Source organism: Cocleimonas sp. KMM 6892 (assembly GCF_035798195.1).
Lineage (GTDB): Bacteria > Pseudomonadota > Gammaproteobacteria > Thiotrichales > Thiotrichaceae > Cocleimonas > Cocleimonas flava.
The window spans coordinates 1-15,901 of sequence record NZ_JAPFBV010000012.1 but is presented as its reverse complement, the minus strand read 5'-3'; the positions used below and the strand labels follow the sequence as shown (position 1 = coordinate 15,901).

Below are 15,901 nucleotides of genomic sequence, written 5' to 3'. Positions count from 1 at the left end.
ATAGCAATGAATGAAGGTCTACGTTTCGCAATACGCGAAGGTGGTCGTACAGTTGGTGCCGGTGTTGTTGCAAAAATCATCGAATAATTAAGACTGCGGAATAGATTGAGTTAATAAATCTTTCTGTTATACTTCCGCGTCCTTTTAGAGAGCGAAGGGTAATTACTAAGTAATTGTTCTTCGTTCTTTTGTTGTTTCAGAAACTTGGTTTTTTGACTTTGTTTTAAAATCTAGGCCAGTAGCTCCAATTGGTAGAGCACCGGTTTCCAAAACCGATTGTTGGGGGTTCGAGTCCCTCCTGGCCTGCCATTTCTGATCAATGAAGAAAGGCTTATAAGTAAATGTTCTATATATATGGATAGGCTGAGAAAAGCTGGTAAATCAAATTATGGCAACTAATTCAGAAGCTCAGGGTTCGGCGTTCGATACTATTAAGTTATTGTTAGCTTTAGTGTTTTTAATTGCTGGGATAGTAGGGTTCTACTATTTTGCAGAGCAGCCACTTCTTTATAAGGTTCTTGGTATTCTTGCGGCGGTAGGTATCGCTGTTGGTATATCTGCAACTACTGTTAAAGGGAAGGGGTTGATAAGTTTTCTTGGTCTGGCTCGTTCAGAAGTCAGAAAAATGGTTTGGCCTACTCGTGCTGAAACCATGCAAACTACCTTGATGGTTTTCATTATGGTGGTTATTTTGGCTATTTTCCTTTGGTTTGTTGATATGTTGCTAGGAGCTGGTGTTAAGGCTCTGTTGTCGGTGGGTGGCTAAGATGTCAATGCAATGGTTTGTTGTGCATGCGTATTCAAATTACGAAATGCGTGTAAAAGAAGCGTTAAAAGAGCGTATTGAACGTTATGGTCTTCAGGATTCTTTTGGTGAGATATTGATTCCCACTGAAGAAGTTGTGGAGATGCGTGAAGGTCAAAAGAAAAAAAGTACCCGAAAGTTCTTTCCTGGGTATGTATTGGTTGAGATGGATCTCAATGATGATAGCTGGCACTTGGTTAAAGATACGCCGCGAGTATTAGGTTTTATTGGTGGTACAAGTGATAGGCCAGCGCCAATAACAGAGAAAGAAGCAAATGCGATCATGAATCGTATGGAAGAAGGGGTTGATGCTCCTCGTCCAAGAGTTTTATTTGAGGTTGGTGAAGTGGTTCGAGTTAATGATGGGCCTTTTAATGACTTTAATGGAGTAGTTGAAGAAGTCAATTACGAGAAAAGTACAATGCGTGTTGCAGTTCAGATTTTTGGGCGTTCGACACCTGTTGAGCTCGAGTTTTTTCAGGTAGAAAAAACTTAATTTTAATATTTATTCGAGGAGTTTGAAGGGGTTGACTTAGTTGGCTTGCTGATAACGTTTGAACTCGTGGAGAGTTAGATAATGGCTAAAAAAGTTGAGAGATATCTCAAATTGCAAGTGCCCGCTGGTCAGGCAAATCCAAGTCCACCTGTTGGTCCAGCTCTGGGTCAGGTTGGTTTGAATATCATGGAATTCTGTAAAGCGTTTAATGCTGCTACTCAAAGTGCTGAGCAAGGTATGCCTTTACCAGTAGTTATTACTGTTTACAGTGATAAGAGTTTCACGTTCGATGTGAAAACTCCGCCTGCTTCGATTTTGTTGAAGAAAGCGGCTGGTGTTCAAAAGGGAAGTGCTGTTCCTAATATTAATAAAGTTGGCAAAGTTTCTAGAGCTCAACTTGAAGAAATTGCAAAAGCTAAAGAGCCTGATTTGACTGCTTCTGATTTAGATGCGGCTGTTAGAACTATTGCGGGTAGTGCGCGTAGTATGGGTCTTGAAACAGAGGGTGTTAAGTAATGGCTAAGTTAACTAAGCGCCAAAAGCTGATCAATGAAAAAGTTGATGCAGATAAATTATATGATGTTGTTGAAGCTTTTAGTTTATTAAAAGAGCTTCCTCCAGTTAAGTTTACAGAGAGTGTTGATGTCAGTATTAATCTTGGTGTTGATGCTAAGAAATCTGATCAGGCTGTACGCGGTTCTACTGTACTTCCAAACGGAACGGGTAAAACAGTTCGAGTTGCTGTCTTCACTCAGGGTGATAATGTTGAGGCGGCTAAAGAGGCCGGCGCAGATGTTGTTGGTATGGAAGACTTGGCTGAAGAAGTCAAGAAAGGCAATATGGACTTTGATGTTGTAATTGCTAGTCCTGATGCGATGAGAGTTGTTGGTCAGTTAGGTCAGGTTTTAGGTCCTCGTGGTTTAATGCCTAATCCTAAGGTTGGTACTGTAAGTGCTGATGTTGCTACAGCGGTTAAGAATGCTAAAGGCGGTCAGGTTCGTTACAGAACTGATAAAGCCGGAATTATTCAATGTCGTATTGGTAATCTGGATTTTGATAGCAATGCTTTGTCTGAAAACCTGAATGCGTTGGTTGCTGATCTTGTTAAGGCTAAGCCTAGCTCTGCTAAAGGTGTTTACTTAAAGAAGATATCTGTTTCTAGTACCATGGGTGCTGGCTTAAGTGTGGATACTTCTTCAGTTAAGTATTAAGTTGTAAAGAATTTGCACGTTGTTTGTGCAAGCTCTTTGTGTTTGATTGGGTTTTACGATTCAAATAAATACTAAGAGTTATTGATGGATATACCTGGTGTATGTCGTCAAAGACCGTAGGTGTGTCAGATCCTTTTAAGGTTTTGATGCTTAATATCCTGCGTAGATGGCGTAACCTGAATCAGTCGATTCGGGGCACGTCGTTTAGGACTTTTGATTCGTAAGAGTCAATTGTTTTGATTAAACGGTGGTTATGCTGCCGAATTAAAGAGGTAGATGTTGTGGCATTAACTTTTGAAGACAAAAAGAAGATTGTCTCTGAGGTCGCTGCAGTTGCTACAGAAGCTCATTCCGCTGTTGCTGCAGAGTACCACGGATTAAGTGTAGGAGAGATGACTGAATTGCGTGTAAAAGCGCGTGAAGGTGGTGTTTATCTACGCGTAGTGAAGAATAATCTGGCAAAACTTGCCCTTGCTGATACAGAGTTTTCTTGTATGAGTGAAGGTTTTGTTGGTCCGTTAGTGTTGGCATTTTCGCAAGAAGATCCTGGTGCTGCGGCCCGTGTCCTGAAAGACTTCGCTAAAGAGCATGATAAGTTAGAAGTGAAAATGTTATCTGTTGGTGGGGAATTGCTTCCTGCTTCTGATATCGATCGTTTGGCTAAGTTGCCAACAAGAGATCAAGCGCTGGCTATTTTGGCTGGTACGTTTAGAGCTCCTGTTGAGAAACTTGCTCGTACGCTTAACGAAGTTCCTGGAAAACTTGTTCGTACTGTCGCTGCTGTTCGTGATTCAAAGCCTGCTTAGTAAAGCATTCTTTGTTCTCAGGCAATTTGATTTATTTTTATTTACTAGTCGCGTTTTGCGACGATTGATTTAGGTTTAGGAGAAATACAATGGCTGTTTCTAAAGATGATATTCTAGAAGCAATATCAAACATGAGTGTAATGGAGATCGTAGAATTGATCTCTGATATGGAAGAAAAATTTGGTGTGTCTGCTGCTGCTGCAGTTGCTGCTGCACCTGCTGCTGGCGGAGACGCTGGTGGAGCTGCTGCTGAAGCTCAGTCTGAGTTTGATGTTGTAATGACTAGCTTTGGCGATAACAAGATTGGTGCTATCAAAGCTGTTCGTGGTATTACAGGTCTTGGTCTTAAAGAAGCTAAAGAAATGGTAGAAGGCGTTCCTGCTACTGTTAAAGAAGGCGCTTCTAAAGAAGAAGCTGAAGATGTTAAGAAGCAACTTGAAGAAGCTGGTGCTTCAGTAGAGTTGAAATAATTTCTTCTTTGCATGAAAGGGCTTTGCGCTCCTTCATGATGCATAAGGCTGACAGTGAATAATTGCTGTCGGCCTTTTGTCGCTTAAATAACTATAAGATCTTTCTGGTCTTGTGGTGATCAGAAGAATGTCTCTGATCTAAAATGTTTTAAAAATTTTTTTGTTGTAGCTGTTGTTGAAGCTGCAATAAGTATTCGGCAAAGGTGTGTTGTGACCTTTGCTTTTAGGTTACTGAACTGGTTTCAGAAGAGGAATTAAGATGGCTCTGACTTTTACTGAGAAAAAACGTATCCGCAAGGATTTTGGTAAACGCCCACAGGTATTAGATATACCTTATCTTTTAGCTATTCAACTGGAGTCATATCGTCAATATTTACAGACTGATGTTTCAGTAGAAGATCGTAAAGATGCAGGATTGCATGGTGCTTTTACATCTGTTTTTCCTATAGTTAGTTACTCTGGTTTTGTTATGCTGGAGTATGTAGATTACAATTTAGCTGAGCCGGTGTTTGATGTACGTGAGTGTCAGCAGCGTGGTCTTACTTACGCTACTTCGTTGCGTGCAACTTTACGATTGGTTATTTACGATAAAGATGCACCAAAGAAAACAAAAGTTGTCAAAGATATAAAAGAACAAGATGTGTATCTTGGTGAAATGCCTTTAATGACGGAAAAAGGTACTTTTGTAATTAATGGTACCGAACGTGTAATTGTTTCTCAGTTACATCGTTCTCCTGGTGTTTTCTTTGATCATGATAAAGGCAAAACTAATACTGCACGTAAATTGTTGCATAATGCTCGCGTAATACCATATCGTGGTTCCTGGCTTGATTTTGAGTTTGACCCTAAAGATGCTGTTTTTGTTCGTATCGATCGTCGTAGAAAGCTTCCTGCTACTATTCTACTCAGAGCTCTTGGTATGGAGACTGAAGAGATTATTGACTGTTTCTATGAAAAGCTTGAAGTAACTCTTCAAAAAACCAAAATTCAATTAGCTATAGATCCAGTTAGATTAAGAGGCGAATTAGCTTCTTTTGATATCGTAGTTGGTGGTGAAAAGATTGTTGAGTCTGGTCGAAGAATCACTGCAAAACACGTTCGTGAGTTAGAAAAGGCTAAAATTAGCAAGCTAGAAGTGCCTAATGAGTACATGTTCGGCAAAATGATAGCTCACAATATTGTGGATGAATCTACAGGTGAGTTTATTGCTGAAGCGAATAGTGAGTTAACTGAAGAGTTAATAGAGCTATTGCGTGAAAATGACATCAAAAAATTCGACGTAATTTATACGAATGAATTGGATCGTGGTCCATTTATTTCAAATACGCTTAAAGTAGATGCGACTCAAACACCGCTTGAAGCGATGATTGAAATTTACCGCATGATGCGTCCTGGTGAGCCACCAACAAAAGAAGCTGCTGAAAACCTCTTTCATAATTTATTCTTCTCGGAAGATCGTTATGATCTTTCAGCTGTTGGACGAATGAAGTTTAATCGTCGTCTTGAATATACAGTAGAAACTGGTCCCGCTATTCTTTTTGATCTTGGTTATTTATCAGGTCGAACTGATGCTGCTTCTAAGGCATTGGTGGAAGAATTTGGTCCTCAATATGAAGAGCTTAAGAATTCTGGAAAGACTGACTCTGATATCGTTAACGTTCTTAAAACCTTAATTGGTATCCGTGATGGTTTTGGTGTAATAGATGATATAGATCACCTTGGAAACAGACGTATTCGAAGTGTTGGTGAAATGGCCGAGAACGCATTCCGTATCGGTCTTGTCAGGGTAGAGCGAGCTGTTAAAGAACGCCTGACTGTAGCTGAAAGTGAAGGTTTAATGCCGCAAGACATGGTAAATGCAAAACCTGTATCTGCAGCAGTAAAAGAGTTCTTTGGTTCAAGTCAGTTGTCTCAATTCATGGATCAAAATAATCCATTGTCTGAGATTACTCACAAAAGAAGAATTTCTGCGTTAGGCCCAGGTGGACTGACTCGTGAAAGAGCAGGTTTTGAGGTTCGTGACGTTCATCCAACTCATTATGGTCGTGTTTGTCCTATCGAGACTCCAGAGGGTCCAAACATCGGTTTGATAAACTCTCTTGCTGTTTTTGCAAAGACTAATGATTATGGTTTCTTAGAGACTCCTTATCGTAAAGTTGAAAATGGTCAAGTGTTAGATGAAATCGATTATTTATCTGCAATCGAAGAGTCTCGCTTTGTCATAGCTCAGGCAAATGCTGTTCTGGATAAAGACAATAAATTTACAAATGACATGATTTCTTGTCGTTATCAAAATGAATTTGCGATGTCCGTTCCTGAAGATATTCAATATATGGATGTATCTCCAAAGCAGATCGTTTCGGTAGCTGCGTCATTGATTCCATTCTTGGAGCATGATGATGCTAACCGTGCTTTGATGGGGTCGAACATGCAACGTCAGGCTGTTCCTTGTTTACGTGCGGAAACGCCTGTAAGTGGAACGGGTATGGAGCGTGTTGTAGCAGTTGACTCTGGTACAACAGTCGTGTCTAAGCGTGGTGGCGAAGTTATAGCTGCTGATGCTGCTCGTATCGTTATTCGTGTGAATGATGACGAAGCTCAGGACGGTGGTGTAGATATTTATAATCTTATCAAGTATACCCGTTCGAATCAGAATACCTGTGTGAATCAAAAGCCTATTGTAAAGATTGGTGACAAGGTTCAGCGTGGTGATGTGCTAGCTGATGGTTCGTCGACAGATCTTGGTGAGTTGGCTTTAGGTCAAAATATCAAAATAGCTTTCATGCCTTGGAATGGTTACAACTTTGAGGATTCAATACTTGTTTCTGAAAGAGTTGTAGAGGAAGATCGTTTTACTTCTATTCACATAGAAGAAGTTACTTGTCTTGCTCGTGATACCAAGTTGGGTGCAGAAGAGATTACTGCGGATATTCCAAATGTTAGTGAGCATCTACTTTCTAAATTGGATGAGTCAGGTATTGTACATGTTGGTGCTGAAGTTAAGCCTGGTGATATCCTGGTTGGTAAAGTTACACCTAAAGGTGAGACGCAACTAACTCCAGAAGAAAAATTGCTACGTGCTATCTTTGGTGAGAAAGCTTCTGATGTTAAAGATACATCTTCACGTGTTAAATCAAGCATGTTTGGTACTGTTATCGATGTAAGAGTATTTACACGCGATGGTGTTGAGAAAGATGCTCGTGCAATCGCTTTAGAAGAAGAAGCTCTTTCCAAGGTTAGAAATGACTTACGTGATGAGTTATTTGTATTTGAAGAAGATATTTATGCACGTGTAGAGAAGTTAGTACTCAATAAAATTGTTGATGGTGGTCCGGCTGGTATTAAAGCTGGCGGAAAGGTTACTAAAGCTTATTTAACTGATCTCGATCAGAAAGAATGGTTCTCATTACGTATGCGTAATGAAGAAGCTAACGTTCAGCTTGAAAAGCTTTCGGTACTTTTAGATGAGCAAAAGAAACGTTATGAAGAGCGTTTGCAGAAGCAGAAAGATAAAATTACTGCTGGTGATGATCTAGCTCCTGGTGTACTTAAAGTCGTAAAAGTCTACGTAGCAGTTCGCCGTCGTATGCAGCCTGGTGATAAAATGGCTGGTCGTCATGGAAACAAAGGTGTTGTTTCACGTATCGTTCCTGTTGAAGATATGCCTTATGACGAGTCTGGAGTTCCCGTAGATATCGCTTTGAATCCTCTTGGTGTTCCTTCTCGAATGAACGTTGGACAGGTTCTTGAGATGCATCTTGGCTGGGCTGCTAAAGGCCTAGGTGAGAAAATCGGTAGAATGATTGATGCTAAAGCTAAAGTTGATGAGCTTCGTAAGTTTTTAACTGAGATCTATAGTCTTGATGGTAATCCAGATCAGGGTGATATCTCTGAAATGACGGATGATGAAGTTATAGAAATGGCTGGTAATCTGCGTCGCGGTGTTCCAATGGCTACTCAAGTATTCGATGGTGCTGCTGAGACAGAAATTAAGAATATGCTTAAGTTGGCCGATCTGCCTGAATCAGGTCAAACAACTTTATATGATGGCCGAACAGGTAAAGCTTTTGAAAGAAAGATTACTGTAGGTTATATGCATATGTTGAAATTGAATCACTTAGTTGACGATAAGATGCATGCACGTTCAACTGGGCCATACAGTCTAGTTACTCAGCAACCACTGGGTGGTAAAGCTATGTTTGGTGGTCAGCGTTTCGGAGAGATGGAAGTTTGGGCTCTTGAGGCATATGGAGCAGCATATACATTGCAAGAAGTGCTAACGGTTAAGTCAGATGATGTTCAGGGTAGAAATAAGATGTACAAGAACATCGTAGATGGAAATCTTCATATGGAAGCTGGTATGCCAGAATCCTTTAATGTATTGATGAAAGAGATTCGATCTTTGGCTCTTAATATTGAACTTGAAAAAGATAGTTAATAGGTGACGTTATGATGAATAAAGGTATGGGAGACTTGCTGAATATTTTTAAGCAGCAAGCAGATACAGAAGAATTCGATGCAATACGTATTGGTTTAGCATCACCTGAAGTAATACGTTCATGGTCATATGGTGAAGTAAAGAAGCCAGAGACAATCAACTATCGAACATTTAAGCCAGAGCGTGATGGTCTTTTTTGTGCCAAAATTTTTGGTCCAGTTAAAGATTATGAGTGTCTATGTGGTAAATATAAACGCTTAAAGCACCGTGGTGTTGTTTGTGAAAAATGTGGCGTTGAAGTAACTAATACTAAAGTGCGTCGTGACCGCATGGGTCATATAGATCTTGCGTGTCCAGTAGCGCATATCTGGTTCCTTAAGTCGTTGCCTTCAAGAATAGGATTATTCCTGGATATGACATTGCGTGATATAGAGCGTGTGTTGTATTTCGAAGCATTTGTGGTTGTAGAGCCTGGCATGACGACTCTTGAAAGAGGTCAATTGCTAAGTGATGAAGCTTACCTAGAAGCTGTTGAAGAGTTTGGAGACGAATTCGATGCGGGAATGGGTGCTGAGGCTGTTCTTAAGATGCTTAAGACAGTTGATATCAAAGAAGCAATTGAAGACTTAAACGAACAAGCTGATGCGACTAAGTCAGAAACTAAGCTTAAGCGTATTAGTAAGCGAATGAAGTTAATGGAGTCATTCCTAGGTTCAGGTAATAAGCCTGACTGGATGATAATGACAATACTACCAGTATTGCCACCTGATTTACGTCCGCTTGTTCCTCTTGAAGGTGGTCGATTTGCGACGTCAGATCTAAATGATTTGTACCGTCGTGTAATTAACCGTAATAACCGTCTAAGACGTTTATTGGACTTGAATGCACCAGATATAATTGTGCGTAATGAAAAGCGTATGCTTCAGGAATCTGTTGATGCGTTGCTTGATAATGGTCGTCGTGGTCGTGCTATAACTGGGTCTAACAGACGTCAGTTAAAATCTTTGGCTGATATGATCAAAGGTAAGCAAGGTCGTTTCCGTCAGAATCTATTAGGTAAGCGTGTTGATTACTCTGGTCGTTCTGTAATCGTTGTTGGTCCTTCATTAAGATTGCATCAATGTGGATTGCCTAAGAAAATGGCGCTTGAATTATTCAAGCCATTCATTTTCGGTAAATTACAAAGGCGTGGTCTGGCTACTACAATTAAAGCAGCTAAAAAATTAGTAGAAAGAGAGACTCCAGAAGTTTGGGATATCCTGGCTGAAATCATTCGTCAGCATCCTATTCTATTGAATCGTGCTCCTACTCTCCATAGATTGGGTATCCAGGCGTTTGAGCCTGTACTAATCGAAGGTAAGGCGATCCAGTTGCATCCGCTTGTATGTTCTGCATTCAATGCCGACTTTGATGGTGATCAGATGGCTGTTCACGTTCCATTGTCTCTTGAAGCGCAAACAGAAGCTCGTGTGCTTATGATGGCGACTAATAATGTGCTATCACCAGCTAATGGTGAGCCTATTATTGTTCCGTCTCAAGATATAGTTCTGGGTCTTTATTATATGACTCGCGAAAGCATTAATGCTAAAGGCGAAGGCATGATTTTTGCTGACGCTAAAGAAGCTAAGCGTGCTTATGAGACAGATCTTGTGTCACTTCATGCAAAGGTACAGGTTCGTATTACAGATAGTGAATACGATGATAATGGTGAGCTTATTGTTAAAACCCGTCGTGTTGATACAACCGTTGGACGTGCTATTTTATCTGATGTTTTGCCAGACGGTATTCCGTTTGAGAAAATTAACTGTGTAATGAAGAAGAAGAATATTTCTAACCTCATCAACGAGGGTTATAGAAGAATAGGTCTTAAGGATACTGTTATTCTTGCCGACCAATTGATGTATACCGGTTACAAATATGCGACATTATCAGGTGTTTCATTCTGTGCTAATGACATGATGATTCCTGATGAAAAAGCTACCATTATTGGTCGCTCTGAAGATGATGTTAAAGAAATTGAAGATCAATATTCATCAGGTCTTGTTACACAGGGTGAGCGCTATAACAAAGTTGTAGATATCTGGGCTCGTACTAACGAGCAAGTTGCTAAAGCCATGATGGATGGTATGGGTAAAGAAGATATTGAAGATGCAGATGGCAAAATTGTTTCTCAAGAGTCTTTCAACTCTATCTATATGATGGCTGATTCTGGAGCTCGTGGTTCTGCAGCTCAGATTAGACAATTAGCTGGTATGCGTGGTTTGATGGCTAAGCCGGATGGTTCTATCATCGAAACGCCAATTACATCAAACTTCCGTGAAGGGCTAAACGTACTTCAATACTTTATCTCAACTCATGGTGCTCGTAAGGGTCTTGCCGATACAGCATTGAAAACAGCTAACTCTGGTTATTTAACTAGACGTCTTGTGGATGTTTCTCAGGATATGGTTGTTACTTTAGATGATTGTGGCACTGAAAATGGTTTATCCATGAAGCCTATTATCGAAGGTGGTGATGTAGTTGAGCCATTAGGTGATCGAGTTCTAGGTCGTGTGGCTGCTGTTGATGTAATGAATCATAAAGGCGAGCTTGTAATTCCAGCAAAGACCTTATTAGATGAAGAGTGGGTATCAAAGCTTGATGAATTAGGTGTAGATGAGATTTTAGTTCGTTCAGCTATTACTTGTGCATCAAGGAAGGGTGTTTGCGCGCAATGTTATGGTCGTGATCTAGGTCGTGGTCATCTGGTTAATATGGGTGAGGCAGTGGGTGTAATCGCCGCTCAGTCAATTGGTGAGCCAGGTACTCAGTTAACGATGCGTACTTTCCACATCGGTGGTGCTGCTAGTCGTGCGGCTGCTGATAATAATATTCTTGTTAAGTCGGTAGGTACAGCGCGTCTATCTAATGTTAAGACTGTAATAAATAAGGACGGAAATCTGGTAACAGTATCTCGTTCTGGTGAAATCAGTGTTGTTGACGATCAAGGTCGTGAGCGTGAGCGTTATAGATTGCCTTATGGTGCTGTTGTAACTATCAAAGACAATGATTCTGTAGAGATGGGTCAAGAGGTAGCAACATGGGATCCTCATACGCATCCTATCGTTACGGAAGTTGCAGGTACTGTTGATTTTGTTGATTTTGTTGATGGTTCAACTATCAACACACATATTGATGAAGTAACAGGCTTAAGTTCAACGATTGTTACTGATCCTGCATCTCGTGGTTCAGGTTCAAAAGATCTTAACCCAATGATTAGATTATTGGATGATAATGGTAATTCATTATTTTTCGAGAATTCTGAAATACCAGTTCAATATCCTTTGGCAGGTGGTGCAGTTGTTGGTTTGACTAACGGCGTAAAAGTTGAAGTTGGTGATGTACTTGCTCGTTTAACTCAGGAATCTTCTAAGACTCGTGATATTACCGGTGGTCTTCCTCGTGTAGCTGATATGTTCGAGGCTAGAAAGCCTAAGCAGCCTGCTATACTTGCAGAAATTTCTGGTACGTTCTCTTGGGGTAAAGAAACTAAAGGCAAGAAGCGTTTAGTTATTACTCCGGATAAAGGAGAGCACTATGAAGTACTAATACCTAAATGGCGTAACCTTGATGTATTTGAAGGCGAGAAGGTAGCTAAGGGTGAGATGATTGCTGATGGAGAGCCAAGTTCTCACGATATTCTACGTCTATTGGGTCCAGTTGCACTTGCAGAGCATTTGGTGAAAGAGGTTCAGGAAGTTTATCGTTTACAAGGTGTAAAAATTAATGATAAGCACGTTGAAATTATTTCGCGCCAGATGATGCGTAAAGCTGTAATAACTGAATCAGGTGATACTCGCATGTTGAAAGGTGAGCAGCTTGATTACTGGCAGATTGATGAAGAAAACGAGAAGTTTATTGCAGACGGTAAACTGCCGGCGAAATACGATCGTGTATTGCTAGGTATTACCAAAGCATCTCTTGTGACGGATTCGTTTATATCAGCGGCGTCATTCCAGGAGACTACAAGAGTATTAACAGAAGCTTCTGTGAAAGGTGCTCGTGATGATCTTCGTGGGCTTAAAGAGAATGTTATTGTGGGTCGCTTGATTCCAGCTGGTACTGGTTTGACTCATCATCTTGCTCGCCGTAAAAAACAGGAAGAGTTACAGCAACAGCTTTCGTCTTTAATGGCTGAGCTGCCAGATGGTGATTCAGAAGAGCCAATTGCAATAGAGATAGAAGAAGCTACAGAAGAGTAATTTTAACCTTAAGAAGACTCTAAAAGGCACCCCTCTACTTATAGCGGTTTTTATATCGTTAAAAGTTGGGGGGTGTTTGGTTACAGATTTAGACTCATCTTAAAAAATACATTTTTTAAATAGAATCCCGTCTTGACATAAGAGCGTAGGGGTAATAGAATTCCGCGCCTTTATCGTTAAGACGATTGTTGATTTTTCTTGTGTCAGATAATGCTGGTGCAAGGTAATAAAGTTGGAGAAATAGATTTAATGTCTACTGTTAATCAGTTAGTGCGCAAACCTCGAAAGCGCAAGATGGAAAAGAGCAATGTTCCAGCTTTGGAAGCTTGTCCTCAACGTCGTGGAGTATGTACAAGGGTATATACCACTACTCCTAAGAAGCCAAACTCAGCAATGAGAAAAGTAGCTCGTGTACGTTTGACAAATGGTTTCGAAGTTAGTAGTTACATTGGTGGTGAAGGTCATAACTTGCAAGAGCATTCGGTTGTATTAATCCGTGGTGGTCGTGTAAAAGATTTACCTGGTGTACGTTATCACGTTGTTCGTGGTTCTCTTGATACGCAGGGCGTTCAAGAACGTAGACAAGGTCGTTCAAAGTATGGTGCTAAGCGTCCAAAGTCTTAATGTCAGAATAGTTTGAATTAAGTAGTAATTTTGCCTGTTGATAAGTTGTCAGTAGGTTGTTGAATAATAGTAAACAAATAGAGTAGCGAGTTTTTTATGCCAAGAAGAAGAGAAGTCCCAAAACGCATTATCCTTCCAGATCCAAAGTTTGGTAGTGAGCTTTTGGCTAAATTTATAAATACCATTATGAAAGATGGTAAAAAGTCTATTGCTGAAAAAGTTGTATATGTTGCATTAGATACTATCGCTGCTAAAAAAGGTAATGATGGGATGGAGGTGCTAGAGGCAGCTCTAGAGAATGTTCGTCCTTCTGTCGAGGTTAAGTCTCGCAGAGTCGGTGGTGCAACTTACCAGGTTCCAGTAGAGGTTAGATCTTCTCGTCAGAATGCTTTAGCTATGCGTTGGTTGGTTGATGCGGCTCGTCGTCGCGGCGAAAAATCAATGGCATTAAAGTTGGCAGGTGAGCTCATGGATGCGGCTGAAAAGCGTGGTTCTGCTGTTAAGAAACGTGAAGATACGCATAAGATGGCTGATGCAAATAAAGCTTTTGCTCACTTCCGTTGGTAGTTAGGATTTATGATTTCTTGTCGGTTTTCCGGCAAGAAGTTTTAATAAGGTAAATAAAGTGGCTCGTGTAACACCTCTTAATCAATATCGCAATATAGGAATTATGGCGCATATTGATGCTGGAAAAACGACTACTACAGAAAGAATTTTGTTTTATACTGGTGTGTCTCACAAAATTGGTGAGGTTCACGACGGTGCTGCTACCATGGATTGGATGGAGCAGGAGCAAGAGAGGGGTATTACTATTACCTCGGCTGCTACGACCTGTTTTTGGTCAGGCATGGAAAAGCAATTTAATAAGCATAGAATAAATATAATCGACACCCCCGGTCATGTTGATTTTACTATTGAGGTTGAGCGTTCGCTAAGAGTGCTTGATGGTGCTGTTGCTGTTTTTTGTGCTGTTGGTGGTGTTGAGCCGCAATCCGAAACTGTCTGGCGGCAAGCGGATAAATATCATGTTCCACGATTGGTCTTTGTAAATAAGATGGATCGGGTTGGGGCAAACTTTTTACGTGTAGTAAGTCAGATAGAAGAGCGTTTAGGTGCTGTTCCTGTTCCTCTTCAGATTTCAAATGGCGAAGAAGAAGGTTTTAAGGGTGTAATTGACCTAATAAAGATGAAGTCAATTAACTGGAATGATGAAGATATGGGGTTAACCTATGCCTTGGAAGATATTCCTGAGAATCTTAAGGTTGATGCTGAAGAGTGGCGTGAAAAACTGATAGAAGCTGCTGCTGAAGCTAATGAAGAATTGATGGATGTGTATCTAAATGATGGTGATCTTACTGAAGATCAGATTCATCAGGGTTTACGTATCCGTACTTTGGCGGGTGAGATAGTTCCTGCTATGTGTGGTTCTTCATTTAAGAATAAAGGTGTCCAGGCGATGTTGGATGCGGTAGTTCGTTATATGCCATCGCCATTGGATGTTCCGTCAATTACGGGTGTTGTAGATGATGGGACAGAAGAAGGTAAAGAAGTAGAGCGAAAAGCATCTGATGAAGAGCCATTTGCTTCATTAGCATTTAAAATAGCGACTGATCCTTTTGTGGGTACGTTGACATTTTTCAGGGTATATTCTGGAAAGCTCAAAACTGGTGATATGGTTTTGAATCCCTTAAAGGGAAAGAAAGAAAGAATTGGGCGTATTTTGCAAATGCATTCTAATTCTAGAGTAGAAGTTAAAGAAGTTTTTGCTGGAGATATAGCTGCGGCTGTTGGTCTTAAAGATGTTACTACCGGAGATACGCTTTGTGATAAGTCTAATCCTGTAACATTAGAGAGGCTGGATTTTCCTGAGCCAGTTATTTCGGTTGCTGTTGAGCCGAAAACGACGGTTGATCAGGAGAAAATGGCACAAGCATTAGCTAAGCTTGCTCAAGAAGATCCTTCGTTCAGAGTTCATACTGAAGAAGAGACAGGGCAAACGATAATATCTGGTATGGGTGAATTACACCTTGATATTATCGTAGATAGAATGAAGCGTGAATTTAGTGTTGATGCTAATGTTGGTAATCCACAGGTGTCATACCGTGAAAAAATAAGTCAATCGGTAAATGCCGAAGGCAAGTTTGTTCGTCAATCTGGTAGTAAAGGTCATTATGGCCATGTATTGATAAAGCTAGAGCCTTTAGAAGAAGGTTCTGGTTATGAGTTTATAGATGAAGTTGTAGGTGGGTCAATTCCGCAGGAGTTTATACCTGCTGTGAATAATGGTATTCAAGAGCAGCTTCAAAATGGAGTGTTGGCTGGTTGTCCGGTCGTTGATATTAGAGTTACTTTGTATGATGGTTCATTTCATGATGTTGATTCTAGTGAGATGTCGTTCAAGGTTGCTGGATCGATGGCAATACGCGATGGCGTGATAGCTGCGGGCCCAAAGTTGCTAGAACCTGTTATGAAAGTAGAGGTTGTGGCTCCAGAAGAAAATATGGGTGATGTTATGGGTGACTTAAATCGTCGTCGTGGCATTGTTCAGGGCATGGATGAGGCACCTGCGGGTAAAATCATTCGTGCGGAAGTTCCATTGGCTGAAATGTTCGGTTATGCCACTGCTTTAAGATCAGTGTCGCAAGGTCGAGCTAACTATTCAATGGAGTTTGCGAAGTATGCAGAGGTCCCAAAATCGGTGGCTGATGCAATGATAATTGAAAGGTGAGTAATCATGTCCAAAGAAAAATTTGAACGTAATAAGCCCCATGTAAACGTGGGCACAATTGGTCACGTCGACCACGGTAAAA

At 40.7% G+C, this 15,901-nt stretch carries 12 protein-coding genes and 1 tRNA gene; all 13 read left to right on the top strand.

Annotated features, from left to right (window positions below):
• Positions 1-87, top strand: an 87-nt coding sequence (locus OO007_RS20135; protein ID WP_325810174.1) for a hypothetical protein, incomplete at its 5' end; no start/stop codon positions are given.
• 145 nt (positions 88-232) lie between these two features.
• A tRNA-Trp gene (locus OO007_RS20130) sits at positions 233-309 on the top strand.
• A gap of 79 nt (positions 310-388) precedes the next feature.
• Positions 389-766: a preprotein translocase subunit SecE gene (gene secE / locus OO007_RS20125; RefSeq protein WP_131907302.1), complete on the top strand. Its 378-nt coding sequence runs from the start codon at positions 389-391 to the stop codon at positions 764-766.
• 1 nt (position 767) lies between these two features.
• Positions 768-1,301 carry a transcription termination/antitermination protein NusG gene (nusG, locus tag OO007_RS20120; protein WP_131907301.1) on the top strand — a complete coding sequence of 178 codons (534 nt, stop codon included), beginning with the start codon at positions 768-770 and terminating at the stop codon, positions 1,299-1,301.
• A gap of 81 nt (positions 1,302-1,382) precedes the next feature.
• Positions 1,383-1,817, top strand: a complete 435-nt coding sequence (gene rplK, locus OO007_RS20115) for a 50S ribosomal protein L11 (RefSeq protein WP_131907300.1) — start codon at positions 1,383-1,385, stop codon at positions 1,815-1,817.
• On the top strand, positions 1,817-2,512 hold the full coding sequence (gene rplA, locus OO007_RS20110; protein ID WP_131907299.1) for a 50S ribosomal protein L1: 696 nt from the start codon (positions 1,817-1,819) through the stop codon (positions 2,510-2,512). Before rplK ends, rplA begins: the two co-directional genes overlap by 1 nt.
• A 281-nt stretch (positions 2,513-2,793) precedes the next feature.
• Positions 2,794-3,318 (top strand): 50S ribosomal protein L10, encoded by a 525-nt coding sequence (rplJ, locus tag OO007_RS20105; RefSeq protein ID WP_131907298.1) that lies wholly within the window; start codon positions 2,794-2,796, stop codon positions 3,316-3,318.
• A gap of 89 nt (positions 3,319-3,407) precedes the next feature.
• Complete coding sequence (rplL, locus tag OO007_RS20100; protein WP_131907297.1) at positions 3,408-3,788, top strand: 50S ribosomal protein L7/L12; 381 nt, start codon at positions 3,408-3,410, stop codon at positions 3,786-3,788.
• Between the two features lie 259 nt (positions 3,789-4,047).
• Positions 4,048-8,226 (top strand): DNA-directed RNA polymerase subunit beta, encoded by a 4,179-nt coding sequence (gene rpoB, locus OO007_RS20095; protein WP_131907296.1) that lies wholly within the window; start codon positions 4,048-4,050, stop codon positions 8,224-8,226.
• Between the two features lie 14 nt (positions 8,227-8,240).
• Positions 8,241-12,467 carry a DNA-directed RNA polymerase subunit beta' gene (rpoC, locus tag OO007_RS20090; RefSeq protein ID WP_425545144.1) on the top strand — a complete coding sequence of 1,409 codons (4,227 nt, stop codon included), beginning with the start codon at positions 8,241-8,243 and terminating at the stop codon, positions 12,465-12,467.
• A 249-nt stretch (positions 12,468-12,716) separates the two neighbouring features.
• Complete coding sequence (rpsL, locus tag OO007_RS20085) at positions 12,717-13,091, top strand: 30S ribosomal protein S12 (protein WP_131907295.1); 375 nt, start codon at positions 12,717-12,719, stop codon at positions 13,089-13,091.
• 96 nt (positions 13,092-13,187) lie between these two features.
• Positions 13,188-13,658 (top strand): 30S ribosomal protein S7, encoded by a 471-nt coding sequence (rpsG, locus tag OO007_RS20080; protein WP_131907294.1) that lies wholly within the window; start codon positions 13,188-13,190, stop codon positions 13,656-13,658.
• A 58-nt stretch (positions 13,659-13,716) separates the two neighbouring features.
• Entirely contained in the window at positions 13,717-15,819 is a 2,103-nt protein-coding gene (fusA, locus tag OO007_RS20075; protein ID WP_325810173.1) for an elongation factor G, read from the top strand.
• Positions 15,820-15,901 lie beyond the last annotated feature (82 nt).

Bases quoted from the DNA above. Each gene is read 5' to 3' on its own strand.
- secE (WP_131907302.1), top strand. From the start codon at position 389: ATGGCAACTAATTCAGAAGCTCAGGGTTCGGCGTTCGATACTATTAAG.
- nusG (WP_131907301.1), top strand. From the start codon at position 768: ATGTCAATGCAATGGTTTGTTGTGCATGCGTATTCAAATTACGAAATG.
- rplK (WP_131907300.1), top strand. From the start codon at position 1,383: ATGGCTAAAAAAGTTGAGAGATATCTCAAATTGCAAGTGCCCGCTGGT.
- rplA (WP_131907299.1), top strand. From the start codon at position 1,817: ATGGCTAAGTTAACTAAGCGCCAAAAGCTGATCAATGAAAAAGTTGAT.
- rplL (WP_131907297.1), top strand. From the start codon at position 3,408: ATGGCTGTTTCTAAAGATGATATTCTAGAAGCAATATCAAACATGAGT.
- rpoB (WP_131907296.1), top strand. From the start codon at position 4,048: ATGGCTCTGACTTTTACTGAGAAAAAACGTATCCGCAAGGATTTTGGT.
- rpoC (WP_425545144.1), top strand. From the start codon at position 8,241: ATGAATAAAGGTATGGGAGACTTGCTGAATATTTTTAAGCAGCAAGCA.
- rpsL (WP_131907295.1), top strand. From the start codon at position 12,717: ATGTCTACTGTTAATCAGTTAGTGCGCAAACCTCGAAAGCGCAAGATG.
- rpsG (WP_131907294.1), top strand. From the start codon at position 13,188: ATGCCAAGAAGAAGAGAAGTCCCAAAACGCATTATCCTTCCAGATCCA.